The organism is Vibrio sp. D420a (assembly GCF_030248625.1).
Taxonomy (GTDB): domain Bacteria; phylum Pseudomonadota; class Gammaproteobacteria; order Enterobacterales; family Vibrionaceae; genus Vibrio; species Vibrio fortis_A.
Genome location: NZ_JAHGAN010000035.1, coordinates 1 through 24,305, shown reverse-complemented (window position 1 = coordinate 24,305; position 24,305 = coordinate 1). Strand labels below are relative to the sequence as shown.

At 45.3% G+C, this 24,305-nt stretch carries 27 protein-coding genes; 18 read left to right on the top strand and 9 right to left on the bottom strand.

The genetic code is table 11. The features are described from left to right. Window positions 1-59: 59 nt before the first annotated feature. Together KI743_RS20760 and KI743_RS20755 are read right to left on the bottom strand one after the other, a co-directional pair. Window positions 60-773 (bottom strand): oxidative stress defense protein, encoded by a 714-nt coding sequence (locus KI743_RS20760; protein ID WP_152469306.1) that lies wholly within the window; start codon window positions 771-773, stop codon window positions 60-62. A 110-nt stretch (window positions 774-883) separates the two neighbouring features. Next, complete coding sequence (locus KI743_RS20755) at window positions 884-1,780, bottom strand: LysR family transcriptional regulator ArgP (protein ID WP_285467993.1); 897 nt, start codon at window positions 1,778-1,780, stop codon at window positions 884-886. 142 nt (window positions 1,781-1,922) lie between these two features. Here KI743_RS20755 and KI743_RS20750 point away from each other — a divergent pair, with 142 nt between their 5' ends. Then, window positions 1,923-2,552 carry a LysE/ArgO family amino acid transporter gene (locus tag KI743_RS20750; RefSeq protein WP_285467992.1) on the top strand — a complete coding sequence of 210 codons (630 nt, stop codon included), beginning with the start codon at window positions 1,923-1,925 and terminating at the stop codon, window positions 2,550-2,552. 99 nt (window positions 2,553-2,651) lie between these two features. On the opposite strand, the gene mscS is transcribed toward KI743_RS20750, so the two are convergent. The 4 genes from mscS to epd form a co-directional block, all read right to left on the bottom strand. Next, window positions 2,652-3,518, bottom strand: a complete 867-nt coding sequence (mscS, locus tag KI743_RS20745; RefSeq protein WP_285467991.1) for a small-conductance mechanosensitive channel MscS — start codon at window positions 3,516-3,518, stop codon at window positions 2,652-2,654. A gap of 384 nt (window positions 3,519-3,902) precedes the next feature. Next, a complete protein-coding gene (fbaA, locus tag KI743_RS20740) occupies window positions 3,903-4,979 on the bottom strand; it encodes a class II fructose-bisphosphate aldolase (RefSeq protein WP_150893407.1) in 1,077 nt (358 codons plus the stop codon). A gap of 152 nt (window positions 4,980-5,131) precedes the next feature. Further along, window positions 5,132-6,295, bottom strand: coding sequence for a phosphoglycerate kinase (locus KI743_RS20735; RefSeq protein WP_032549832.1), 1,164 nt, complete (start codon window positions 6,293-6,295; stop codon window positions 5,132-5,134). Between the two features lie 151 nt (window positions 6,296-6,446). After that, window positions 6,447-7,481 (bottom strand): erythrose-4-phosphate dehydrogenase, encoded by a 1,035-nt coding sequence (gene epd / locus KI743_RS20730; RefSeq protein ID WP_150893404.1) that lies wholly within the window; start codon window positions 7,479-7,481, stop codon window positions 6,447-6,449. Between the two features lie 201 nt (window positions 7,482-7,682). Between epd and KI743_RS20725 the strand changes: the two genes are divergently transcribed. Continuing rightward, a complete protein-coding gene (locus tag KI743_RS20725; RefSeq protein WP_285467990.1) occupies window positions 7,683-7,919 on the top strand; it encodes a hypothetical protein in 237 nt (78 codons plus the stop codon). Window positions 7,920-8,012: 93 nt separating this feature from the next. Here the strand turns inward: KI743_RS20725 and tkt are convergent, their stop codons facing one another. Beyond that, a complete protein-coding gene (gene tkt, locus KI743_RS20720) occupies window positions 8,013-10,007 on the bottom strand; it encodes a transketolase (RefSeq protein WP_150869298.1) in 1,995 nt (664 codons plus the stop codon). A 348-nt stretch (window positions 10,008-10,355) separates the two neighbouring features. Between tkt and metK the strand changes: the two genes are divergently transcribed. From metK to KI743_RS20675, 9 genes are all read left to right on the top strand, one after another. Then, the gene (gene metK, locus KI743_RS20715) at window positions 10,356-11,510 is read left to right on the top strand and encodes a methionine adenosyltransferase (protein WP_032549836.1); all 1,155 of its coding nucleotides are present in this window, start codon (window positions 10,356-10,358) and stop codon (window positions 11,508-11,510) included. Window positions 11,511-11,865: 355 nt separating this feature from the next. After that, the gene (locus KI743_RS20710; protein WP_150869299.1) at window positions 11,866-12,663 is read left to right on the top strand and encodes a DUF2189 domain-containing protein; all 798 of its coding nucleotides are present in this window, start codon (window positions 11,866-11,868) and stop codon (window positions 12,661-12,663) included. A 77-nt stretch (window positions 12,664-12,740) separates the two neighbouring features. Next, window positions 12,741-13,244, top strand: coding sequence for a SprT family zinc-dependent metalloprotease (locus KI743_RS20705; RefSeq protein WP_285467989.1), 504 nt, complete (start codon window positions 12,741-12,743; stop codon window positions 13,242-13,244). Between the two features lie 90 nt (window positions 13,245-13,334). Next, on the top strand, window positions 13,335-14,066 hold the full coding sequence (locus tag KI743_RS20700; protein ID WP_285467988.1) for an endonuclease: 732 nt from the start codon (window positions 13,335-13,337) through the stop codon (window positions 14,064-14,066). 148 nt (window positions 14,067-14,214) lie between these two features. Beyond that, entirely contained in the window at window positions 14,215-14,946 is a 732-nt protein-coding gene (rsmE, locus tag KI743_RS20695; RefSeq protein ID WP_285467987.1) for a 16S rRNA (uracil(1498)-N(3))-methyltransferase, read from the top strand. 13 nt (window positions 14,947-14,959) lie between these two features. Next, a complete protein-coding gene (gshB, locus tag KI743_RS20690) occupies window positions 14,960-15,910 on the top strand; it encodes a glutathione synthase (RefSeq protein WP_285467986.1) in 951 nt (316 codons plus the stop codon). A 94-nt stretch (window positions 15,911-16,004) separates the two neighbouring features. Continuing rightward, window positions 16,005-16,568, top strand: a complete 564-nt coding sequence (locus KI743_RS20685; protein WP_032549843.1) for a YqgE/AlgH family protein — start codon at window positions 16,005-16,007, stop codon at window positions 16,566-16,568. Between the two features lie 31 nt (window positions 16,569-16,599). Beyond that, a complete protein-coding gene (gene ruvX / locus KI743_RS20680; protein WP_255229877.1) occupies window positions 16,600-17,022 on the top strand; it encodes a Holliday junction resolvase RuvX in 423 nt (140 codons plus the stop codon). A gap of 96 nt (window positions 17,023-17,118) precedes the next feature. After that, a complete protein-coding gene (locus KI743_RS20675; RefSeq protein WP_191907562.1) occupies window positions 17,119-17,277 on the top strand; it encodes a hypothetical protein in 159 nt (52 codons plus the stop codon). A gap of 55 nt (window positions 17,278-17,332) precedes the next feature. Here KI743_RS20675 and KI743_RS20670 read toward each other — a convergent pair whose 3' ends face one another. Together KI743_RS20670 and KI743_RS20665 are read right to left on the bottom strand one after the other, a co-directional pair. After that, window positions 17,333-18,442 (bottom strand): PilT/PilU family type 4a pilus ATPase, encoded by a 1,110-nt coding sequence (locus KI743_RS20670; RefSeq protein ID WP_285467985.1) that lies wholly within the window; start codon window positions 18,440-18,442, stop codon window positions 17,333-17,335. A 15-nt stretch (window positions 18,443-18,457) separates the two neighbouring features. Then, on the bottom strand, window positions 18,458-19,495 hold the full coding sequence (locus KI743_RS20665; RefSeq protein ID WP_285467984.1) for a type IV pilus twitching motility protein PilT: 1,038 nt from the start codon (window positions 19,493-19,495) through the stop codon (window positions 18,458-18,460). Window positions 19,496-19,521: 26 nt separating this feature from the next. On the opposite strand from KI743_RS20665, the gene KI743_RS20660 reads away from it, so the two are divergent. Genes KI743_RS20660 through hemW form a run of 7 tightly spaced genes read left to right on the top strand, consistent with a single transcriptional unit; the run spans window position 19,522 to window position 24,289 of the window. Continuing rightward, on the top strand, window positions 19,522-20,226 hold the full coding sequence (locus KI743_RS20660) for a YggS family pyridoxal phosphate-dependent enzyme (RefSeq protein ID WP_032549849.1): 705 nt from the start codon (window positions 19,522-19,524) through the stop codon (window positions 20,224-20,226). 57 nt (window positions 20,227-20,283) lie between these two features. Further along, window positions 20,284-21,102: a pyrroline-5-carboxylate reductase gene (gene proC / locus KI743_RS20655; RefSeq protein WP_285467983.1), complete on the top strand. Its 819-nt coding sequence runs from the start codon at window positions 20,284-20,286 to the stop codon at window positions 21,100-21,102. 54 nt (window positions 21,103-21,156) lie between these two features. Next, a complete protein-coding gene (locus KI743_RS20650; RefSeq protein WP_150869309.1) occupies window positions 21,157-21,714 on the top strand; it encodes a YggT family protein in 558 nt (185 codons plus the stop codon). Then, entirely contained in the window at window positions 21,714-22,004 is a 291-nt protein-coding gene (yggU, locus tag KI743_RS20645; RefSeq protein WP_150893389.1) for a DUF167 family protein YggU, read from the top strand. Before KI743_RS20650 ends, yggU begins: the two co-directional genes overlap by 1 nt. 28 nt (window positions 22,005-22,032) lie before the next feature. Then, window positions 22,033-22,464: a DUF4426 domain-containing protein gene (locus KI743_RS20640; RefSeq protein ID WP_032549854.1), complete on the top strand. Its 432-nt coding sequence runs from the start codon at window positions 22,033-22,035 to the stop codon at window positions 22,462-22,464. A 38-nt stretch (window positions 22,465-22,502) separates the two neighbouring features. Then, window positions 22,503-23,102, top strand: coding sequence for an XTP/dITP diphosphatase (locus tag KI743_RS20635; protein ID WP_239841281.1), 600 nt, complete (start codon window positions 22,503-22,505; stop codon window positions 23,100-23,102). Then, window positions 23,102-24,289 carry a radical SAM family heme chaperone HemW gene (gene hemW / locus KI743_RS20630; RefSeq protein ID WP_285467981.1) on the top strand — a complete coding sequence of 396 codons (1,188 nt, stop codon included), beginning with the start codon at window positions 23,102-23,104 and terminating at the stop codon, window positions 24,287-24,289. The genes KI743_RS20635 and hemW overlap by 1 nt, the downstream gene beginning before the upstream one ends. Window positions 24,290-24,305: the final 16 nt, after the last annotated feature.

The window sequence follows — 24,305 nt, the reverse complement described above, 5'->3', positions numbered from 1 at the left end:
ATTACGAGAGCCTTTTTAGTATTTGGCCTACTGTAGGCAATTAGATCATGATGATCCAATTACTCTTCAAGCTGATAAATTACATCAACACGATCACGAATGGTGATTGTCGAATCTTGATATGAATTAGATTCTGTTCTTGAATCCATAGCCATCGAGCGCATCAAAACCGGTTGTGCGTACTGTGCGTTATAATCAATGCGCCACACATCACCGAGCTCTTTATCAAAACCATTCGCTAAAGACTTAGCTTTAGTCTGCGCATCTTTAATCGCTTCTAAACGAGCCATCTCTTGATACTTAGCCTGATCTCGAACTTGCAGCTGGATGTTATCCACCTGATTGATTCCTTCGCTTAGCGCAATATCCAAGTAGCGATTTAGGTTTGCTAAATCTTCAACCTGCACTGTGACATTACGTGATGCTCGGTAACCCACAAGTTCTGGTTTGCCCTCTTTTGGATAATGGTACTGAGGTGCAAGATATAAGTTAGAGCTTTGAATGCTGGTTTTATCAATGCCAGCTTCTTCTAACTTGTTCAGAAAAGCGGTAACGACTCTGTCTACCGTGCCCTTTGCTTGCTCGGCTGTCATGGTTGACTCAACTACCTTTACAGAGAAAGTAGCCATGTCTGGCTTGGCAACGACTTCACCGTAACCGGTCGTTGAAAGGTGAGGAAAACTGGTCACCTCAGCCCATGAAGGGAAACTGATAACACTCAGAGCTGCGGTCAGAGTAAGAGATGTCGCTAACATATTTGGAACTAATTTCATTAGGAAAACCCATGCTAAGCAAATGTCTTATCATCATAGAGTAATTTATCGTGATACCAATGAGGATATTGAACTTCTTACATAACTTTTACGCTGCTAAAACCGTCAGCTTACTGAGGAAGGTGTTGATGCGCGTAGTTAAGAATGGCCTGGGAAATCTCTTTGAGTACCCCACTTTCCAGCTGCCAGTGATGCCAATAGATTCGATAAGAGAGCAGGAAGCCCGGCGTGATATCAATCAGCGAGCCCGACTCTAACTCCTCAACGATCTGTAAGCGCGGAATCAAACAGTAAGCGACACCAGACATGGCAATACGAACAAATGCCTCTGAGCTACCCACCGTATGATTAATCACGGCATCTCTTGGTACATTAAAGTGGTCATGAAGAAACTTCTTATGCAGATCATCATACTGATCATAAGAGACAGCTGGTGCACGCATGAGGGTTGCGTAGTTAACGCCTTCAGAGAAATAACGCTGATAAAATTCAGGGTTGGCGACACAGACATAATCCATCCGACCTAAATAATCTGCGCGACACCCTGGAATCGCTTGAGACTCCAAACTGATCGCGCCGGCGACTTCCCCATTCTTGAGTTTGGCGATGGTCCTCGCTTCACCATGGATAGCCATATTCAACTCGACTTGTCTCGTCTTCATTACATCGGACAGTGCTGGCAATAACCAAGTCGCGAGACTATCTGCATTGGTCGCAATTGAAACTGACAGCGCTTGGCTGCTCTCTTCATTCATCAACTCGGGGACGAGCTCATGTTCAAGCAGGCGCACACGTCGGTATAGTCCTAATAATTTCTTGCCCGCAGGGGTTGGTCTCGCAGGTGTTTCACGAATCAATACCGGTTGTGCAAGCCATTTCTCGAGCTGCTTAATGCGTTGTGATACCGCAGACTGAGAGATATAGAGATGCTCTGCAGCTCGCTCAAAACTTCGCTGATTCACAACAGAATCAAGAGCTTCTAACCATTTATAATCCATTCCTCTCACTGTTTTTCCTCCTAAATGTGGATGCACTCAGCCAGCATAAGCTTTCCTAATATTAGATTAAAATCATTAATTATACTTATTCAATATCTAAGCGTATCTTCTCTCTAAAACTAAGGGTTCAACAGATTACGTGGAGGTTAAAATGAGTTTTTGGGTTTTATTACAAGGGTTTGGATTAGGTGCGAGCATGATTATTCCTATTGGTGCGCAGAATGCCTATGTCTTGAATCAGGGTATTAAGCGCAATCACCATTTAACTACAGCAACGATTTGTAGCTTGCTCGATACCCTATTTATCTCGTTAGGTATCTTTGGTGGTGGTGCTATCTTGTCGCAAAATGAAGTCCTACTGACTTCGGTAACACTGGGTGGTATCGCTTTCCTAACTGTCTATGGTTTGTTGTCGTTGCGCAGTGCTTTTAAAGCACCCTCAGACAAGGAATCAAAGGGAGAGGTATTAGCTCGTGGTAAGCGTACCGTGATCCTAGGGGCGCTGGCAGTGACCGTGCTAAACCCTCACTTGTATCTAGACACTGTAGTTATCTTAGGCTCAATTGGCGGCCAATTTGAAGGTAATGATCGTCTTGCTTTCGCTTTGGGGACAATCCTTGCGTCATTTGTGTGGTTCTACTCGCTCTCACTAGGCGCAGCTAAGCTAGGCCCAACACTGTCAAAACCAAGAGTGAAAAAAGGCATTGATATCGCTGTCGCAACCATGATGTTCACGATTGCAACAGTGCTAGCTAACGGCTTGATTGAACAGTACTTGTAATCACATCATTGTTAAAATGCCAATCAAACAAAAAGGCGGATAACCTAAGTTATCCGCCTTTCCTTTCAAAAGCTTATCGCTGTAGAAGCTAATTCAAGATTAAGCTTCTACTTTGTTCATGTGAACATCCATTTGTGGGAATGGGATTTCGATACCTTCTTTATCCAAGCCTTCTTTGATCGCTTGCATTAGGTCGAAATACACTCCCCAGTACTCTTCTGTTTTAACCCATGGACGAACCACGAAGTTCACTGAAGAATCCGCTAGAGTATGAACACCCACTTGAACACCTGGCTCTTTCAACACACGTTCATCTGATTCACAGATCTTAGTCAGAAGCTCTTTGGTCTTTTGTAGATCAGCACCGTAAGAAACACCAATCATCAGGTCGATACGACGTGTCGCATGACGAGAGTAGTTCGTGATTGGGCTACCGATAACGCTGCCGTTTGGTACTACAACCATCTTGTTATCAGGCGTTGTTAGAACCGTTTGGAAAATCTGAATAGAATCTACAGAACCCGCGACACCACCAATCTCAACGTAGTCACCAGACTTGAATGGACGGAACGCAACAATCAGTACACCAGCAGCGAAGTTAGATAGCGAGCCTTGCAGAGCAAGACCAACAGCTAGACCAGCCGCACCAATTACAGCAACCACTGACGCAGTTTGAACACCTAAACGACCAAGAGCGGCAATCAGAACAATAACAAACAACAAGTAACGAACTAAGCCGTGAATAAACTCAACGACAGCTCGGTCCATCTTCTTCTTCTGAAGGACTTTAGAGACACTATTCGCTACCGCTTTAACGATAATGTTACCGATAAATAGGATAACCAGTGCTGAAATGATGTTTACACCGTATTGAATAAAGAGATCTGAGTTATTCGTTAACCACTGTTCTGCATTTGAAAGACCATCCACAATTGGGGTCTCAAATTCGGTAGAGCTTTCAGCCATAATGAGCATCCTCTATGTAATATGCTATGAGCTAAACTGCCTTAAACCAAACTCCGTAACTAAAGCGAAAATCACTTCATTTTATATAACGAAATCATCACTTTAAAAACAAATATTGGCTAAGTCCTTTTTACTAAACAGGGGCTCTACCCCTGTTTTTCGGCACGATATCCTATCTTTGACAGATTGCAAAGTCATATTTATGTAAGCTCTTGAATAAAGGAAACTTACGCATAAACACAAATACCGATAATTAAAAGACTACGAAATTTATTCACCGTACGCTAGAGTTTTCACATATTTCATACAAGTTTTTATCAGGCACAAAAAAACCCGCTCAATGAGCGGGTTTTCAAAACTTTAGCGTTACTTAATTCAGAAGAATTATAGTACGTCTACAGCGTTAAGGTCAGCGAATGCTTTCTCAAGACGAGTAACCATAGAAGCTTGACCAGCACGTAGCCATACACGTGGATCGTAGTACTTCTTGTTTGGCGCGTCTTCGCCAGTTGGGTTACCGATTTGACCTTGTAGGTAGTCACGGTTTTCCGCTTCGTATGCACGGATACCATCCCATGTAGCCCACTGTGTATCAGTATCGATGTTCATTTTGATAACACCGTAGCCGATAGACTCTTGGATTTCTGCTTCAGTAGAACCAGAACCACCGTGGAATACGAAGTTTAGAGCGTTAGGTGCGATACCGAACTTCTCTGCACAGTATGCTTGAGAGTCACGTAGGATAGTTGGAGTTAGAACAACGTTACCTGGCTTGTATACACCGTGTACGTTACCGAAAGATGCAGCGATAGTGAAACGTGGGCTAACAGCGCTTAGTTTCTCGTATGCGTAAGCAACGTCTTCTGGAGAAGTGTAAAGCTCAGATGCGTCCATATCAGAGTTATCAACGCCGTCTTCTTCACCACCAGTACAACCAAGTTCGATCTCGATTGTCATGTTCATTTTAGCCATGCGCTCTAGGTACTTAGCACATGTTTCGATGTTCTCTTCTAGAGACTCTTCAGAAAGGTCTAGCATGTGAGAAGAGAATAGAGGCTTACCAGTTTGAGCGAAGAACTCTTCACCAGCGTCTAGTAGACCGTCGATCCATGGAAGAAGTTTCTTAGCAGCGTGGTCAGTGTGAAGGATAACTGGAACACCGTAAGCTTCAGCTACAGCGTGTACGTATTTAGCACCAGCTACAGCACCAAGGATTTGAGCGCCTTGACCTTCAAGTTTAACGCCTTTACCTGCGAAGAAAGCAGCACCGCCGTTAGAGAACTGAACAACAACTGGAGACTTAACTTTTGCAGCTGCTTCTAGTACTGCGTTTACAGAGTCAGTACCAACAACGTTTACTGCTGGAAGAGCAAAGTTGTTTTCTTTTGCTACTTCAAATACTTTCTGTACGTCATCGCCAGAAATTACACCAGGTTTTACAAAATCGAAGATCTTAGACATGGAAATAGTCCTATTTATTCTATCGTTTTAAGATTAAAAAACTTAAGTTTAAAAACTTGCAAACGTTTGCTCACAACTTATGCCATTCTAGCAAAAAAGTGTGACATGCAGCAAACGTTAAAGGCGGGTATAGTCACCCGCCTTCATATTCATTACGCCTTAGCGCGCTCTTCTAGCATAGCAACTGCTGGAAGTACTTTACCTTCAACGAACTCAAGGAAAGCACCGCCGCCAGTAGAGATGTAAGAAACGTCAGCTTTGATACCGAACTTGTCGATAGCTGCTAGCGTGTCACCACCACCTGCTACAGAGAAACCTGCAGACTCAGCGATTGCTTTAGAGATACCTGCTGTACCCGCTTCGAAGTTCTTGAATTCGAATACGCCTACAGGGCCGTTCCAAAGGATAGTTTTAGCGTTGCCGATGATTTCAGCTAGAGCCGCTGTTGATTCTGGACCTAGGTCGAAGATCATGTCGTCGTCTGCAACTTCAGAAACGTGCTTGATTTCAGCTTCTGCGTTCTCATCGAATGCTTTCGCACATGCAACGTCAGTTGCTACTGGAATAGCACACTCTTTCATTAGTTTTTGAGCTGTTTCAACTAGGTCTGCTTCGTATAGAGACTTACCTACGTTGTGGCCTTCAGCAGCGATGAACGTGTTCGCGATACCACCACCAACAACAAGTTGGTCAGCAACTTTAGATAGAGACTCAAGAACAGTCAGTTTAGTAGAAACTTTAGAACCACCAACGATAGCAACTAGTGGACGCTCTGGGTTGTCCATTGCTTTACCTAGTGCTTCTAGCTCAGCAGCAAGAAGAGGACCAGCACATGCTACAGGAGCGTGAGTACCAACACCGTGAGTAGATGCTTGTGCACGGTGAGCCGTACCGAATGCATCCATTACGAAGATGTCACATAGAGATGCGTATGCTTTAGATAGCTCTTCTTCGTTCTTCTTCTCGCCTTTGTTGAAGCGAACGTTTTCTAGAACTACAAGCTCACCAGCGTTCAGCTCTAGGCCGTTTAGGTAATCTTTTGCTAGTTTAACGTCACACTCTAGAGCGTCGTTTAGGTAGTTAACTACAGGTTGTAGAGAGAACTCTTCGTTGTACTCGCCTTCCGTTGGGCGACCAAGGTGTGAAGTAACCATTACTTTTGCACCAGCTTCTAGACAAAGCTTGATAGTTGGTAGAGATGCAAGGATACGAGCATCTGAAGTTACTTTACCGTCTTTTACTGGTACGTTTAGGTCAGCACGGATAAATACGCGTTTACCTGCTAGTTCCAGGTCAGTCATCTTGATCACAGACATGATTTGTCCTCTCAAATTTAAATAAATATAAAGTTTTGGAAACTCAGCAACCCTGCTAAGCCTATAAATTCTTCAACTGGTCATAATATGTGGATACTTGGCATTTATTTCAAGCTTAAAAATAAATAATCCGCATATTTTCTTCCGGGCCTTACTTCTCGCCGTCAGAAGCTTGCATTGCAAGTACCGTATCCAGCATTCGGTTTGCAAAGCCCCATTCGTTATCACACCACACTAGCATTTTTACTAAGTGGCCGTTGCTCACTCTGGTTTGAGTACCATCCACAATCGCGCTATGGGGATCGTGATTAAAGTCGATGGATACGAGCGGCGCTTCAGTATAGTCAACGATGTTGTGTAATGTACACTGAGATGCGTTAACAATGGTTTGATTTACGTCATTAACTTTCACATTCGTATTAATTGTGACACTTAAATCCATTGCTGTAACGTTAACCGTTGGTACTCGCACAGAAATCGCTTCAAACTTGTTAGAAAATTTCGGAAAGATTCGCTCAATACCTTTATGAAGTTTGGTATCAACCGGAATAATAGATTGGCTCGCGGCTCGGGTACGACGCAAGTCCGAGTGGTAGGCGTCAATCACTTGCTGGTCATTCATCGACGAGTGAATCGTGGTGATAGTGCCAGAATCGATACCAAATGCCTCATCAAGAACCTTGATGATAGGTACGATACAGTTGGTGGTACATGAACCATTGGAAACAATGCGATCGCTGGCTTTGATGGTGTCGTGATTAACGCCATAAATAATGGTGTTGTCGAGATCGTTCGCACCTGGGTGTGAGAACAGCACCTTTTTAGCGCCAGCTTCGATATGAGCGAGGCCATCGGCACGGCAACCATACACACCGGTACAATCAAGCACGATATCCACTTCAAGATCGCGCCAAGGGAGTAGGTCAATTTCAGCTAAATGGAGAATACGAACAGTATCGATTTCACCACTTTCATGATGAATATAAATATGCTCTTGATCGTTAGAGATTTTTTTGCCGAAACGGCCGTGACTGGTGTCGTATTGAAGCAAATGAGCCATAGCATCAGGTTGTGCTAACTCATTAACAGCGACGACTTTGATTTGTTGGCTTTTGCCACTTTCATAAAGCGCTCTTAGAACATTGCGCCCTATTCTTCCAAATCCGTTGATTGCGACTTTTAGCATAGTTCCGTACATCTAACCAAAATTTCGTGCAACAGATGATAACCGAATCCTACCTAAAAGGCATTAGTTGAGTGATCTAACTCGCTAAAAATAATTCATAACAGCCATCAATGATCGGCTGGCAATATACTGATAATGAAGATGAGCTAATCAAACTCTACGGCTGTTTTTCCTCTCGTTTTTCAACCAAAGGGAAATGTTATGTCTGGATACCCAGCGACTCATTTTTGTAAAAAGTGCAGCAAAGAGACGCCTCACAGTGAAATACTTGTTCGCCAACCCAGCAGCTATGACCAAGATAAAACATGGTTCGGCAAAGTAAAATTGTTTGCCCACGCTATTATCAATGGTGGTCACTACTACAACATGAATCGCTACGTGACATGCAAAGTATGTGGGACTAAAGAGCTGGATAACTGGGGAAGTGAGTTCGAGTAACCTGCTTTCGTTGCAATCAATAAAAAAACCGAGCTATCAAAGCTCGGTTTTCTATTTTCACTTCAGCACTAAGGCCTTCGTGGATAACTCACATTAAGCTAGAAGCTCTTGAGCTGTGCTTACTACGTTTTCAGTAGTAAAGCCGAACATCTTGAATAGTTCGCCAGCTGGTGCAGATTCACCGAATGTTGTCATACCGATGATGCGACCGTCGAAGCCAACGTACTTGTACCAGAAGTCAGCAATACCCGCTTCGATAGCGATACGTGCTGTTACGTCTGATGGTAGAACTTCTTCGCGGTACGCTGCGTCTTGCTTGTCGAATGCATCAGTAGATGGCATTGAAACAACGCGTACTTTTTTACCTTCAGCCGTTAGTTGTGCGGCAGCTTCTACTGCTAGCTCAACCTCAGAACCCGTTGCGATAAGGATAAGCTCTGGCTTACCTTCACAGTCTTTCAGGATGTAAGCACCTTTCGCGATGTTCGCTACTTGCTCTGCATCACGAGGTTGCTGTGCAAGGTTTTGACGAGAGAAGATCAGAGACGTCGGTGCGTCTTTACGCTCGATAGCCAGTTTCCAAGCCACTGCAGACTCAACCTGGTCACATGGACGCCATGTGCTCATATTCGGTGTTAGACGTAGTGATGCCATTTGCTCAACAGGTTGGTGAGTTGGGCCATCTTCGCCAAGACCGATAGAATCGTGCGTGTAAACTTGGATGTTCTGAACTTTCATCAGAGCAGCCATACGCATTGCGTTACGAGCGTATTCCATGAACATCAGGAATGTTGCGCCGTATGGTACGAAACCACCGTGTAGTGCGATACCGTTCATGATAGCCGTCATACCGAATTCACGTACACCATAGTGGATGTAGTTACCAGAGAAGTCATTTGCTTCTAGAGACTTAGAACCAGACCACATAGTTAGGTTCGAAGGTGCTAGGTCAGCAGAACCGCCCATAAATTCTGGAAGCATTTGACCAAACGCTTCTAGTGCGTTTTGAGATGCTTTACGTGATGCGATGTCCGCAGGGTTAGCTTGAAGATCGGCAATGATTTGGTTTGCCTTCTCTTCCCACTCAGCTGGTAGTTCGCCATTCAGACGACGCTTAAGTTCTGCTGCTTCTGCTGGGTAAGCCGCTGCGTACGCGTCAAATTTCGCGTTCCAAGCCGCTTCTTTCTCAGCACCAGCTTCTTTTGCATCCCACTCAGCGTAGATGTCTGCAGGAACTTCAAATGGACCGTGAGCCCAGCCTAGTGCTTCTTTAGTTGCTGCGATTTCGTCGTGACCTAGTGGTGCGCCGTGACAGTCGTGAGAGCCTGATTTGTTTGGTGAACCAAAACCGATGATCGTTTTAGTACAGATAAGCGTAGGGCGAGGGTCTGCTTTAGCCGCCTCGATTGCAGCATTGATCGCTTCGATATCGTGACCGTCTACTGCTGGGATTACGTGCCAGCCGTATGCTTCAAAACGCTTAGGCGTGTCGTCAGAGAACCAACCTTCAACTTCACCATCGATAGAGATGCCGTTGTCATCCCAGAAAGCGATAAGCTTACCAAGACCTAGCGTACCTGCTAGAGAACATGCTTCGTGAGAGATACCTTCCATCAGACAGCCATCACCCATGAATGCATAAGTGAAGTGGTCAACGATGTCGTGGCCTTCTTTGTTGAACTGAGCAGCAAGTGCTTTCTCAGCCATCGCCATACCAACTGCGTTAGTGATGCCTTGACCTAGAGGACCTGTTGTCGTTTCGATACCTGGTGCGTAGCCATACTCTGGGTGACCTGGTGTCTTAGAGTGCAGTTGACGGAAGTTCTTAAGATCTTCGATAGATAGCTCATAACCGCTTAGGTGAAGCAGAGAGTAAATTAGCATTGAGCCGTGGCCGTTTGACAATACAAAACGGTCGCGGTCTGCCCACTCTGGATTTGCTGGGTTGTGGTTCAAGTGACCACGCCAAAGAACTTCAGCGATGTCAGCCATACCCATAGGTGCGCCTGGGTGGCCTGAATTAGCTTGTTGAACACCGTCCATACTAAGTGCGCGGATTGCATTTGCGAGATCTTTACGAGAAGGCATGTCTGCTCCTGAGTGCATAAGCGATTTGAAAAATGAGAAATAATTGCTAGTTATTAGCGCGGTTATTCTCTCAAACGCCTATGGCGACTGCAAACGTTTTGCTGAGGTTTTCAAGGTCAGTTTTCGCACTTTTACAACATTTCCCTAGTTTTTAACGGACTAGCACAAGTGAGAAAGCAATCGTTTGGTTATGACATATCATAAAAAAGAGCTTGTAATTCGACCGTTGGAATTTAGAATAGACGTCTAGATGTAGAAACACCTACAGAAATTATTGAATTTAATCTCGGCGCAACCCTATGCGACGCAGATAGAAACTTTGCACCTAATACTAAAAGTGGAGCTCTCATGGCTAAGCACCTTTTCACTTCTGAATCTGTTTCAGAAGGCCATCCAGATAAAATTGCAGACCAAATCTCTGATGCTGTTCTTGATGCCATCTTAGAACAGGATCCAAAAGCACGTGTTGCTTGTGAGACATACGTGAAAACGGGCATGGTTATGGTTGGCGGTGAAGTAACAACGTCTGCGTGGGTTGATATCGAAGAGATCACTCGTGAAACCGTTCGTGAAATTGGTTACGTTCACTCTGACATGGGCTTTGATGCTGACTCTTGTGCTGTACTAAACACAATTGGTAAGCAGTCTCCAGACATCAACCAAGGTGTTGATAAAGCTGACCCTAAAGAGCAAGGTGCTGGTGACCAAGGCATCATGTTTGGTTACGCAACAAACGAAACTGAAATCCTAATGCCAGCACCAATTACTTACTCTCACCGTCTTGTTGAGAAACAAGCTGAAGTACGTAAAAGCGGCAAGCTAGATTTCCTTCGTCCAGATGCGAAATCACAAGTTACTTTCCAGTACGACCAAGGCAAGATCGTTGGTATCGACGCTGTTGTTCTTTCAACGCAGCACTGTGATTCAGTAACAACTCCTGATCTACGTGAAGCAGTAATGGAAGAGATCATCAAGCCAGTACTACCTTCTGAGTGGATCAACAAAGACACTAACTTCTTCATCAACCCAACTGGCCGTTTCGTAATCGGTGGCCCAATGGGTGACTGTGGTCTAACTGGTCGTAAAATCATTGTTGATACCTACGGCGGCGCAGCTCGTCACGGTGGTGGTGCATTCTCTGGTAAAGATCCATCAAAGGTTGACCGTTCTGCAGCTTACGCAGCTCGTTACGTTGCTAAAAACATCGTTGCAGCTGGCATGGCAGACCGTTGTGAAATCCAACTTTCTTACGCTATCGGTGTTGCTGATCCAACATCTATCATGGTTGAAACTTTCGGTACTGAGAAAGTACCTCATGACATCATCATTGAAGCAGTTCGTCAAAACTTCGACCTACGCCCATACGGCCTTCAAGAGATGCTGAACCTTCTTCAGCCAATCTACAAGAAGACGGCAGCTTACGGCCACTTCGGTCGCGAAGAGTTCCCATGGGAAGCAACAGACAAAGCAGCAATCCTAGCTGACTTCGCTGGCCTAAAATAATTCAACGCCACGCAAAAAATTTCCAAAAGCCCTTACTCGTTAGTAAGGGCTTTATTTTTATATAGTTACCTCAAATACCCCACCACATTTCGTCCACTTCTCTTCTTATACCCCACTCAAAAACACCCCGGATAATTTGTGTTTTTTGACAGTAGTGACAATAGTTAAAGTACTCCTAGGCGATCAAGCTCACATTTGGTGCAACAACTGGTTAGGTTACACCCCGTTAGAAAACACGAGACAACTCTCTAGGACATGATATTTCAATAACAGCTCAGCCAAGATGACTCGCTGCCAGCCGCTGTGAAGACATACGAGGTTGAATCTAGGACGTTATTTTAACTAAGGGGAAGTTATGCCTCGTACTGCAAATCCATCCGATTTTAAAAAAGACAAAAATAGGGTGAGTGACAGTGAATACGCTCGCACTATTCCGTGTAACCAAGTCAGTATTTCTGCGCCCTTTCATTGGCTTTCACTCGCGCTTCACGACTTAGTGCGAATGCCGATGATCAGTGCATTCTATGGTTTATGTTTCATGGCAGCCGCCGTGGCGATTGTTCAGCTTGTTCAGTGGCAAGGCACACACCTAGTGGTTATGCCGAGCCTGATTGTCTACATGCTGATTGGGCCGTTTTTAGCGCTCGGCTTATATGATGCTAGCTGGGAGAGAGAGAAAGGCCACAATGCCAGCCTATTCCACTCAATGAAGGCAATCACTCGCAACTCAACTCACCAATGGGCATTTGCCATTGTGCTAATGGTAGCGATGATTTTCTGGATGAGAATCGCAGCCCTGTTACATGCTCTGTACCCATCAGTACAAGGTGCGCCACTTGCTGAGTTTGCCCCATTCTTGATAACAGGCTCTGTCGTCGGCTTTGTCATTGCTAGCCTCATTTTCAGTATCTCAGCCTTCTCGATTCCGCTAATGATGGAGCGCCGAGTTGACGTAATGAGTGCAATATTCACTAGCTTCAACGCGGTGAAATCTAACCTACCAGCCATGGTTGTATGGGCTGCCATCATTTGTGGCGGTATCTTAATTGGTTTTGCTACTTACGGTGTCGGTATGATCGTGACCATGCCACTACTCGGCTATGGTACGTGGCATGCCTACCATGAGACCATCAAGAAAAAGCACCACATGTAATACCTGACCTCCATCGAGGGCAATGATAGGATAAGGCCTTAGCATCAAGCTAAGGCCTTTTGTTTGGAGTCTCACTTTTGTCGTCTTACAGCCCATTACACCATCGTGCCAACAAGAAATTGGCTGAGTGTATCCACATTGCAAACTCGCACTTCTCTCGCAAATTTCCAATTCCAAAGCTGACTTATCAAGTACGAGGGAAAGCTGCGGGAAAAGCTTATCTTCAACTTAATGAAATACGTTTAAATTCGGTGCTGTTCAATGAAAATCAAGATGCCTTTATTGAGGAAGTGATCCCTCATGAGATAGCACACCTTATTACTCATCAAGTCTTTGGTCGCGTTAAGCCTCATGGTAAAGAGTGGCAGTATGTGATGGAGCAGGTGTTCAAGGTACCAGCAAAGACCACGCATAGCTTTTCGGTAGAATCAGTACAAGGAAAGACATTCGAATACAACTGCGGATGCACCCTCTACCCACTGACCATCCGCCGCCATAATAAAGTGCAGCGCAATCAAGCCAGCTACCGCTGTCAGCAGTGCAAGCAGCTTCTCACTTTCACCGGTAAACAGCTCAGCTAGGCACAATAAAGCCAGCCATAAAATGTAATAGAGTAAAGTGTCATTTGAGTGCTAGACTGATAATTATCATACTTTTATCAGTCTTTTCGCATGAAAAAATCACCTTCAAAAGCATTTGGCCTACTGGTGTCTTTTTGCTTTTCAATACTATTTGGCCTACTGGTAACCCAAAGCGTTTTCGCCGCGCCGCCAAGCTCTTTTTCCAAAGCAAAACGGGAAGCCGTAAAGATCTACCTTGACCACCCGACCTCCTTCTATTGTGGTTGCGACATTACTTGGAAGGATAAAAAGAAAGGGATCCCTGACCTTGAAGGTTGCGGCTATGAAGTCAGGAAACAGCAGAAGCGAGCTTCTCGTATTGAGTGGGAGCATGTGGTGCCTGCATGGCAATTCGGCCACCAGCGCCAATGTTGGCAGAATGGCGGTCGTAAGAACTGCACCCGCAATGACAAGGTCTTCAAATCAATGGAAGCAGACCTCCACAACCTAACTCCCGCGATCGGTGAAGTGAATGGTGATCGCTCTAACTACAACTTCAGCCAATGGAACGGTGTTGATGGCGTTAGCTACGGCCAATGTGAGATGCAGGTTAACTTCAAACAGCGCAAGGTTATGCCACCCGATCGCGCCAAAGGTTCAATTGCGCGTACCTACCTGTACATGAGCAAAGAATATGGCTTCAAGCTATCGAAACAACAAACCAACCTAATGATGGCATGGAATAAGCAGTTCCCTGTCGATGAATGGGAGTGTACTCGTGATGAACGTATTTTCCGCATTCAAGGTAACCATAACCCATTCGTTTATGAGAGCTGTAAGTAACTCATCTAGCCTCCTTTAATCTCTGTCGTGGATACCAGAGTTTCAAATTACTTTGAAACTCTGGTACTGCCCTTGTTTTTTCTTCAGTGCGCATCCATGTTAGGCTGAGACACTAAACCCCAGATAAACAATTTACAGGTCAACCAACATGAGAATCCCTCGAATTCACCACCCTGAACCCATTCAACAATTAGGTTCTCTCGCGCTTGGCGAGGATGCTGCGGGGCATGTTGGACGCGTATTGCGCATGAAAGAGGGCCAAGAAGTCCTGCTTTTTGATGGTAGCGGAGCTGAGTTTCCGGCTGAGATCACCGAAGTGTCGAAGAAGAATGTGACGGTTAACGTAATAGAGCGTATTGAGCGCAGCAGCGAGTCACCACTCGATCTGCACCTTGGCCAGGTTATCTCTCGCGGCGATAAGATGGAATTCACTATCCAAAAATCGGTAGAGCTTGGCGTAAACACCATTACCCCACTCATCTCTGAGCGCTGTGGCGTGAAGCTTGATGCGAAACGCTTCGAGAAAAAGCTAGCGCAATGGCAGAAGATCGCTATTGCTGCCTGTGAACAGTGCGGTCGTAACACCGTACCTGTGATTCGCCCTATCATGCAGCTCGAAGAGTGGTGTAGTGAACCAAGCGAAGCACTAAAGCTAAACCTACACCCTAGAGCTAAATACTCAATCAATACTCTACCAGAGCCTATCAGCAAGGTTCGTCTATTGATTGGCCCTGAAGGTGGCTTGTCAGCTGAAGAGATCAGCATGACAGAACAATACAAATTTGAAGAGACGCTACTTGGTCCACGTGTTCTACGCACTGAGACTGCGGCTCTAACTGCAATTACAGCTTTACAAGTTCGTTTCGGCGATCTTGGTTAAACGGAGAAAAATAATGATCAAAATCGGTATCGTGATGGACCCTATTTCGTCCATCAACATCAAAAAAGACTCTAGCTTTGCCATGATGCTTGAAGCGCAACGCCGCGGCTACGAAATCCATTACATGGAGATGAATGATCTTCACCTCGATCAAGGTGTTGCAATTGCCGACACTAAGGTTGTTGAACTGAAAGAAGATCCAAACGGCTGGTATGAATTCAAGTCAGAGCAAACTATCGCTCTGTCGGAGTTAGATGCCGTTTTAATGCGTAAAGATCCTCCGTTTGATACTGAGTACATCTATGCGACTTACATCCTTGAGCGTGCAGAAGAGAACGGCGCGCTCATCGTCAACAAACCGCAAAGCCTTCGTGATTGTAATGAAAAACTGTTCACTGCATGGTTCCCAGAGTTAACGCCAACCACTATCGTTACGCGTAAAGCGGAAAAGATTAAAGAGTTCCGTGAGAAGCATGGTGATGTGATTCTTAAGCCTCTTGATGGCATGGGTGGTGCGTCTATCTTCCGAGTTAAAGAAGGCGATCCAAACGTATCTGTAATCATTGAGACACTGACTAACCACGGCCAAAACTACGCGATGGCTCAGACTTTCGTTCCAGACATCAGCAATGGTGATAAGCGTATTCTTGTAGTGGATGGCGAGCCAATGCCTTACTGCTTAGCGCGTATCCCTGCGAAAGGCGAAACTCGTGGTAACCTAGCCGCAGGTGGTACAGGTGAAGCACGTCCTCTTAGCGAGACTGACTGGGCAATTGCTAAAGCAGTCGCTCCAACTCTGAAAGAGAAAGGACTGATTTTTGTTGGCCTTGATGTGATTGGTGATAAGCTAACAGAGATCAACGTAACCAGCCCAACTTGTATTCGTGAAATTGAAGGTGCCTTCGATATCTCGATTACTGGTAAGCTAATGGATGCGATTGAACGCCGCATTAGCGCAAAATAACCTAAGCTAATAATTAGACAATAATATTAGCTGACTGAGTTAGCATGAGAGCGGCGACCAAGCCGCTCCTTTTCCCTTTAGAGCAGGAGGTACTATGAATCTCACTAACCATTTTCTGGTCGCAATGCCTGGAATGAAAGATCCTTACTTCCAAAACTCAGTGATCTACCTTTGCGAACACAATGACGAAGGAGCAATGGGGCTGATGATTAACGCTCCCATTAACGTCACTGTAGGCAATATGCTCAAGCAAGTTGAAATCGACGCGACTCAGCCTAAGTTGAATCAAGCCAGTTTAGACAAACCCGTCTTAAGTGGCGGCCCTGTTGCTGAAGACAGAGGCTTTATCCTGCACAAGCCCAACGGCAACTATCAATCCAGCATCAGCATGACGGATCAGCTCTCTGTCACGACATCACGTGACATTCTGACTGTTCTCGGCACTGAGGATGAACCTCAACACTATCTTGTGGCTTTAGGCTACGCAGGTTGGGAGCCAGGACAGCTAGAGACAGAACTGACTGAGAACTCTTGGCTGACTGTTGAGGCCGACCCTAAGGTCATATTTGACACCCCTATCGCAGAACGTTGGAAGGTCGCAGTTCAGATGCTCGGAATCAACGCGGCACAACTGTCGGCAGAATCTGGGCACGCATAACCTTTATCCATCTCATCAATTTGGAAACACTATGTCACGTACAATTATGGCATTCGATTACGGTACAAAAAGTATCGGTAGCGCTATTGGTCAAGAAATCACAGGTACAGCTAGTCCACTAAAAGCCTTTAAAGCGAAAGATGGCATCCCAAATTGGGACGATATTGAAAAACAGATTAAAGAGTGGCAACCCGACCTCATTGTGGTTGGGTATCCAACAGACCTTCATGGCAAAGAGCTAGAGACCATTACCCCGCGAGCAAAGAAATTTGCTAACCGCCTAAAGGGACGTTTTGGTGTCGATGTTGAACTACATGATGAGAGACTGTCTACAGCTGAGGCACGTTCTGAACTGTTTGACATGGGTGGCTACAAAGCCTTGAGTAAAGGCAATGTTGACAACCAATCTGCTGTAGTAATTCTAGAAAGCTGGTTTGAAGCACAATATTCTTAGCAAAAATTAAGTGGTCAATAATTCGACCTTTTTGTGATCTCGCTCTTAATTCATGACGTAGTACTGGTGCTATTCATAGTAAAAGTGGGAGTTCACATGAAAATTTTTCTAGTTATCTTTGCCGCTCTAACCATTTCTGCTTGCAGCTCATTAACCAGCTCGGCAGGCTACAGCGGTAACCAATACCCTGAAAAAATAAAACTTGAGAAAGAGAGAGGTTATTCCTCTGACAACCGCAGTTTTTCACATAATTAAGCTTTCTCAAACTCAAAGATTTCAAAGCCCTGAACACGTTCAGGGCTTTTGTTATTTATCCCATATCTATCTTAACGCCAGCCAGAGAGCCACTGCCGTAATCATCGTCACCGCGCTGTGTTTTCAACATCAATCGCAGGTCGTTAGCCGAATCAGCACTGTGGAATGCATCCTCTTCACTGATTTTCCCTGCAACAACTAAGTCATACAACGCTTGATCGAAAGTCTGCATACCAATCTCTTTCGACTTTGCCATGGTTGCTTTGAGCTCATGCAAATCACCACGACGAATAAGATCTGACACACGTGGGCTGTTGAGTAAGATCTCAAACACACCGTGACGACCATTGCCATTTTTGTCTCGTATGAGCTGCTGTGCAACAACTCCTCGCAGGTTCATCGACAAATCAAACAAGAACTGCTCTTTCTGCTCTTTCGGCACCAAATGAAGAATACGTTCTAAAGCTTGGTTAGCATTATTCGCATGCAGAGTGGCCATACATAAGTGCCCAGTCTCAGCAAAGGTCATTGCGTATTCCATGGTTTCACGGCTTCGAATCTCACCAATCAAGATCATATCGGGAGCTTGACGTAACGAGTTCTTGAGCGCAACTTCGTAGCTCTCTGTATCTAAGCCCACCTCACGCTGGGTGACAATGCACTTCTTGTGCTCATGCACAAACTCAATCGGATCTTCTACCGTAAGAATATGACCTGAACGATTGTTGTTACGATAACCCGTCATTGCCGCCATTGACGTCGACTTACCAGAACCTGTTGCACCAACCACCAGCACAAGGCCGCGTTTAGCGATTGAAAGGTCCTGTAGAACATCAGGGAGCTTTAATTGCTCAAAGGTTGGGATGTTGGTTTCAATACGACGAATCACAGCACCTGGCAGTTCTCGCTGAAAGAAAGCACTGACACGAAAGCGCCCACCGTCTCGAACAATGGCAAAGTTCGCCTCACGCGTTTGGCGATACTCATCACGTCGCTCTTGCTCCATCATTGCGTCTAACAGCTGCGCCACTTGAGCAGCATTGAGAGCTTCACCTTGTGGGCGCAGCTCTCCATCGACGCGAAACAACACTGGCGCATCAACCGTGATATAAAGATCGGACGCCTTTTGCAACAGCATCCCCTCAAGGATCTGATTTAATTCCATTGCCAATTCCTTTGATTAAAACAGTGCTGTTTCTATTTCAATTTTCTTTTGGACTTCATCTGAGTCAACCACGCCTTGAGCAATCAACTGTTTGGCATTTTGCTCCATGGTCTGCATACCATGCGCGGCACCTGTTTGAATGATTGAATACATCTGAGCGACCTTGTCCTCACGAATCAAGTTACGAATAGCAGGCGTTGCCATCATAATCTCATGACAAGCGACACGTCCTCCGCCGACTCGTTTCAGTAGCTTCTGAGCAATCACCGATCGCAAGGATTCCGATAGCATTGAGCGAACCATGTCTTTATCGCTACCAGGGAAGACATCAATAATACGGTCAATGGTTTTAGCCGCAGAGCTAGTATGCAGTGTACCAAACACCAGGTGACCGGTTTCAGCCGCTGTTAGGGCTAGGCTGATTGTCTCTTGGTCACGTAGCTCACCCACTAAGATAACGTCTGGGTCTTCACGCAGTGCACTGCGCAGTGCCGCTTTAAAGCTGTGAGTATCACGATGAACCTCACGCTGGTTCACTAGGCACTTATTGTTGGTATGAACAAACTCGATAGGATCTTCAATGGTAAGGATGTGCTTGTTGTGATTACGGTTTACATAATCGACCATCGCCGCCAGTGTGGTCGACTTACCAGAGCCTGTTGGGCCAGTGACCAAAACCAAACCTTTCTCAAAGTTAGCTATCTTTTCAAAGATATCAGGAGCACCTAACTGATCGAGCGTTGGGATTTCAACAGGGATGGTTCGAAACACCGCAGAGCAACCACGCGACTGGTTAAAGGCATTCACACGGAAACGGCCAACATTCGGCAACTCAAATGAAAAGTCCACTTCCAGCTTCTCTTCAAACTCACTGCGCTGTGAATCGTTCATGATCTCAAAAACCAAACGATGAACATCAGCATGGCTCAAAGCCGGTATTCCAAGCTTCCTAACTTCACCATCTATACGTACCATTGGAGATACACCCGCAGAAAGATGTAGATCTGACGCGTTATGCTTTACACTAAAATCCAGTAACTCAGTGATATCCATTTATTTTCCCTTAAGTAAAGTCAGCTATGAGTAGTATTCAACAAAATATCGAGCAAATCACCTCGCAGATTAGAACTGCAGAGAAAAAATGTGGCCGAACGCCAGAGTCGGTGCAACTTTTAGCCGTTAGTAAAACAAAACCGAATGACGCGATCCTTGAAGCGGCACTCGGAGGACAGGTTGCCTTTGGTGAAAACTACGTTCAAGAAGGTGTTGATAAAGTAAAACACTTTTCAGAACAACATTCTAACCTTAATTTAGAGTGGCATTTTATTGGACCAATTCAATCCAATAAAACGCGACCGATTGCAGAAAACTTCCAGTGGGTACACTCGGTTGAGCGCGATAAAATTGCCCAACGCTTAAACGATCAGCGTCCTGCAGGCCAAGAACCACTTCAAGTCCTTATTCAAGTTAATACCAGTGGTGAAGACTCTAAATCAGGAACCGATGAAGAATCAGTTTTTGCATTGGCGGAGTTGATTTCATCACTTCCCAACCTCACTTTAAGAGGATTGATGTCAATTCCTGCTAACGTGTCAGATTATGAATCGCAACTTGCTGCATTTAATCAGCTCTCAAGTCTGCAGCAAAAGCTCAGTTCAAAATACGACAACATAGATACACTATCTATGGGGATGAGCGGAGACATGGAAGCGGCCGTTGAAGCAGGAAGTACCATGGTACGTATCGGTACCGCGATATTTGGTGCGCGCAATTACGCAAAATAGTTTTAATCGTATTATCTCATCAGCCTTCAACTGGCGATGAAGCTCAGGATTGTATATATGGAACATAAGAACATCGCCTTTATCGGCGCAGGCAACATGGTACGTTCTATCGTGGCGGGTTTAGTCGCGAGTGGTTACCCTGCTGATAAAATTACCGCGACAGCGCCATCAGAAACGCGCAGAATACCGCTTGAAAAAGATTACGGTATTAATACAACCAGTAACAATATCGACGCAGCCACGCAGGCTGACGTAGTGGTACTCTCTGTAAAACCACAAATGATGGAAGAGGTGTGCAAGCCACTGCAGCAGGTCGATTTTGGCAACAAACTCGTGATCTCAATTGCAGCAGGTATCAACGCGGCTCGATTTGATGAAATGTTAGACTCTTCACTGAGCCTTGTTCGAGTGATGCCAAACACGCCATCGTTAGTTGGTAAAGGCATGAGTGGTTTGTTTGCCAATGCCAAAGCGACAGAAGGCGATAAAACCTTTGCAGCACAGCTGATGCAAGCCGTTGGCAAAGTCACTTGGGTTGAGAAAGAGTCTGGGATTAACAACATCATTGCCGCTGCAGGTAGTGCTCCAGCTTACTTCTTCCTATTTATGGAAGCGATGCAAGCGGAAGCCATTAAACAGGGTTTTACGCCTGAAACCGCACGCCAATTAGTTCAGCAATCAGCACTCGGTGCAGCAGAAATGGTTGTCGCAAACCCTGACACTGAGCTTTCTACATTGCGTGAACAAGTGACATCTAAGGGCGGCACAACAGCTGAAGCTCTGCGCACCTTTAATGAGAATCACCTATCAGAGATTGTCGCCAAAGCGATGCAAGCCGCGGTAGCAAGAGCTGAAGAGATGGAAAAACTATTTTAAGAACAGCATAGCGATCACTGGATCGCTATGAATTACTCCGAAAAAGGAACCTATATGAACTCGATGAGCTTTTTGATCTCGACCCTTTTTGATCTCTATATCATGGTGGTGATCTTACGTATTTGGTTGCAAGCATCACGTGCTGACTTCTACAACCCATTCTCACAATTCATCGTAAAAGCTACTCAACCGGTTGTAGCGCCACTACGTCGTGTCATTCCATCGATCGGTAGCATTGATATGGCGACAGTATTGTTTGCCTATGCATTGTGCGTACTGAAGTTTGTTGCTCTTAACCTGATCATCTCAGGTGGCGCTGCCGTATTTGATATCAGCTTCCTAATATTTGGGGCTCTTTCACTACTGAAAGCTGCAGGTGGTCTACTGTTCTGGGTACTATTGATCCGTGCAATCCTAAGCTGGGTTAGCCAAGGTCGTAGCCCAATTGAGTATGTATTCCATCAACTAACAGAGCCAATGCTAATCCCGATCCGCCGAATTCTTCCTGATATGGGTGGTTTCGACCTTAGCGTGTTAGTACTGTTTATTGTTCTGCAGTTTGCTAACTTCTTGATGGGTGATCTAGTTGGCCCTATTTGGTTCCAACTATAATGTCAGTGGCCGTTTGGAGAGAGGAAGATGACATTCTTCTACGGCTCTACATCCAACCCAAAGCAAGCCGAGACAAAATTATCGGCTTGCATGGTGAAGAGTTAAAAATCGCCATCACAGCACCGCCTGTTGATGGCAAAGCCAATGCCCATCTAACCAAGTATCTGTCGAAGCAATTTAAAGTCGCTAAAGGGCTGGTTAAGATCGAAAAGGGCGAGTTAGGTAGACATAAACAAGTTCGAATATGTTCCCCTAACCAAATACCGAACGAAATTGAAGCCATCTTGTGATGGCTTTTTGCTATTTATTGGAGTCACTATGCGTTTATGGATTACAGCACTACTTACAAGCTTGATTGCACTGCCAACTTGGGCGGGACAATTTAAAAACATCAAAGACGTTGAGGTGCATTACTCTGCTTTCAACTCAACATTCCTAACCGCTCAGGTAGCTAAGCAGTATCAGTTAAAACGAAACGGCTACTCAGCTATCTTAAACATCAGCATTCTGGATACTTCTGCGCTAGGCAAACCTGCTACGACTGCTAAAATCTCTGGAACTGCAAGAAACCTAGTCGGCAACACTCGAACTTTGGAGTTTCGTGAAATCAAAGAAGGCGATGCGATTTACTATCTCGCAGAGTTTCCAATCACACACGAAGAGAACATCACCTTTGATATCGATGTTAACTCTGGCTTAAAAGGCGCTGGCCCGCTTCGTTTTACCCAAAAATTTTATGTTGAAGAGTAATCTCTTCACTTCCACTATTTAAATTTAGAGTTACCCCAATGAATAAGATCGTTCTAGCTACAGGCAATCAAGGCAAAGTTCGCGAAATGGCAGATCTTCTGTCTGACTTCGGCTTTGAAGTTTTAGCACAAAGTGAATTCAACGTATCTGAGGTTGCAGAAACCGGAACTACCTTCATCGAAAATGCGATCATTAAAGCGCGTCATGCAGCCAAAGAAACAGGGCTTGCAGCCATTGCGGATGACTCAGGTCTAGAGGTTGACTACCTAAAAGGCGCACCGGGCATATACTCAGCGCGCTACGCTGGCGAAGATGCATCAGATCAAGAGAACTTAGAGAAGCTTCTAAAAGCGATGGAAGGTGTGCCAGAAGCCGAGCGTACCGCCCGCTTCCACTGTGTTTTAGTATTGATGCGTCACGAAAACGATCCAACACCTATCGTTTGTCATGGCAAATGGGAAGGTCGCATCTTAACTGAAGCACATGGTGACAATGGCTTCGGTTACGACCCTATCTTCTTCGTACCTGAAGATAACTGTGCCTCAGCAGAGCTTGAACCAACACGTAAAAAGCAGCTATCTCACCGTGGTAAAGCATTAGCTACACTGTTCAAAACGCTAAAAGAGCAAGCTCAGTAATGAGTCAAGCGACATTGATTCCACCAGCTCTGAGTCTGTATGTTCACATCCCATGGTGTGTGCAGAAGTGCCCATACTGCGACTTTAATTCGCATGCGCTAAAAGCCGACATACCGGAGAACGAGTATATCGATGCCCTGCTTGAGGATCTTGACACCGATATTGAAAGATATCACCTCAACCAGTCACCGAGACCTCTACACTCGATCTTTATCGGCGGTGGAACACCGAGCTTATTCTCTCCTCAAGGTATCGAGCGAATGCTTAAAGGGATTGAGCAACGTATCCCATTTAAGGCTGATATCGAGATCACCATGGAGGCAAACCCAGGCACCATTGAGGCGGAACGCTTTGCGGGTTATCGAGAGGCTGGAGTCACACGTATCTCAGTTGGCGTTCAAAGCTTTGAACAAGAGAAACTAGAGCGATTGGGACGAATCCATGGCCAAGATGAAGCGGTCAATGCGGCCCATCTTGCACATAAGATCGACCTAAACAGCTTTAATCTCGATCTTATGCATGGCTTACCGGATCAAAGCATTGAACAAGCTCTGGCGGATCTTGATAAGGCGATCGAACTCGATCCGCCGCATCTATCTTGGTATCAGCTCACTATTGAGCCTAATACCATGTTCTACTACAAACCACCTACGCTGCCGGACGATGATGACCTATGGGATATTTTCGAGCTAGGGCATAAGAAACTCGCCGAAGCGGGTTATGTGCAATACGAGATCTCAGGCTACAGCAAGCCGGGCTATCAATGTCAGCACAACCTTAACTACTGGCGCTTTGGTGACTACCTCGGCATCGGTTGTGGCTCTCACGGTAAGCTGAGTTTTAGCGATGGTAGAATCGTACGCACCACTAAGGTTAAACACCCTAGAGGCTATCTCGCTGCGTATCAGAACCTTGCTAAGCCTTATCTTTCGGATGAGTTTGAGGTTGCTAATGAAGATAGGCCATTTGAATTCTTCATGAACCGTTTTCGATTAATGGAAGCATGCCCAAAACAAGATTTCTTGGATACGACAGGGCTGGGCTTTGAGGCGGTTCAAGAGACCATCGACTGGGCTAATGACTTAGGCTACTTGCAAGAGACAGAGACGCATTGGCAAATCACCGAAAAAGGTAAGTTGTTCCTCAATGACCTGCTAGAAGCGTTTATGGCGGAAGAAGACGAGTAGTTCGAGATTCGAGATT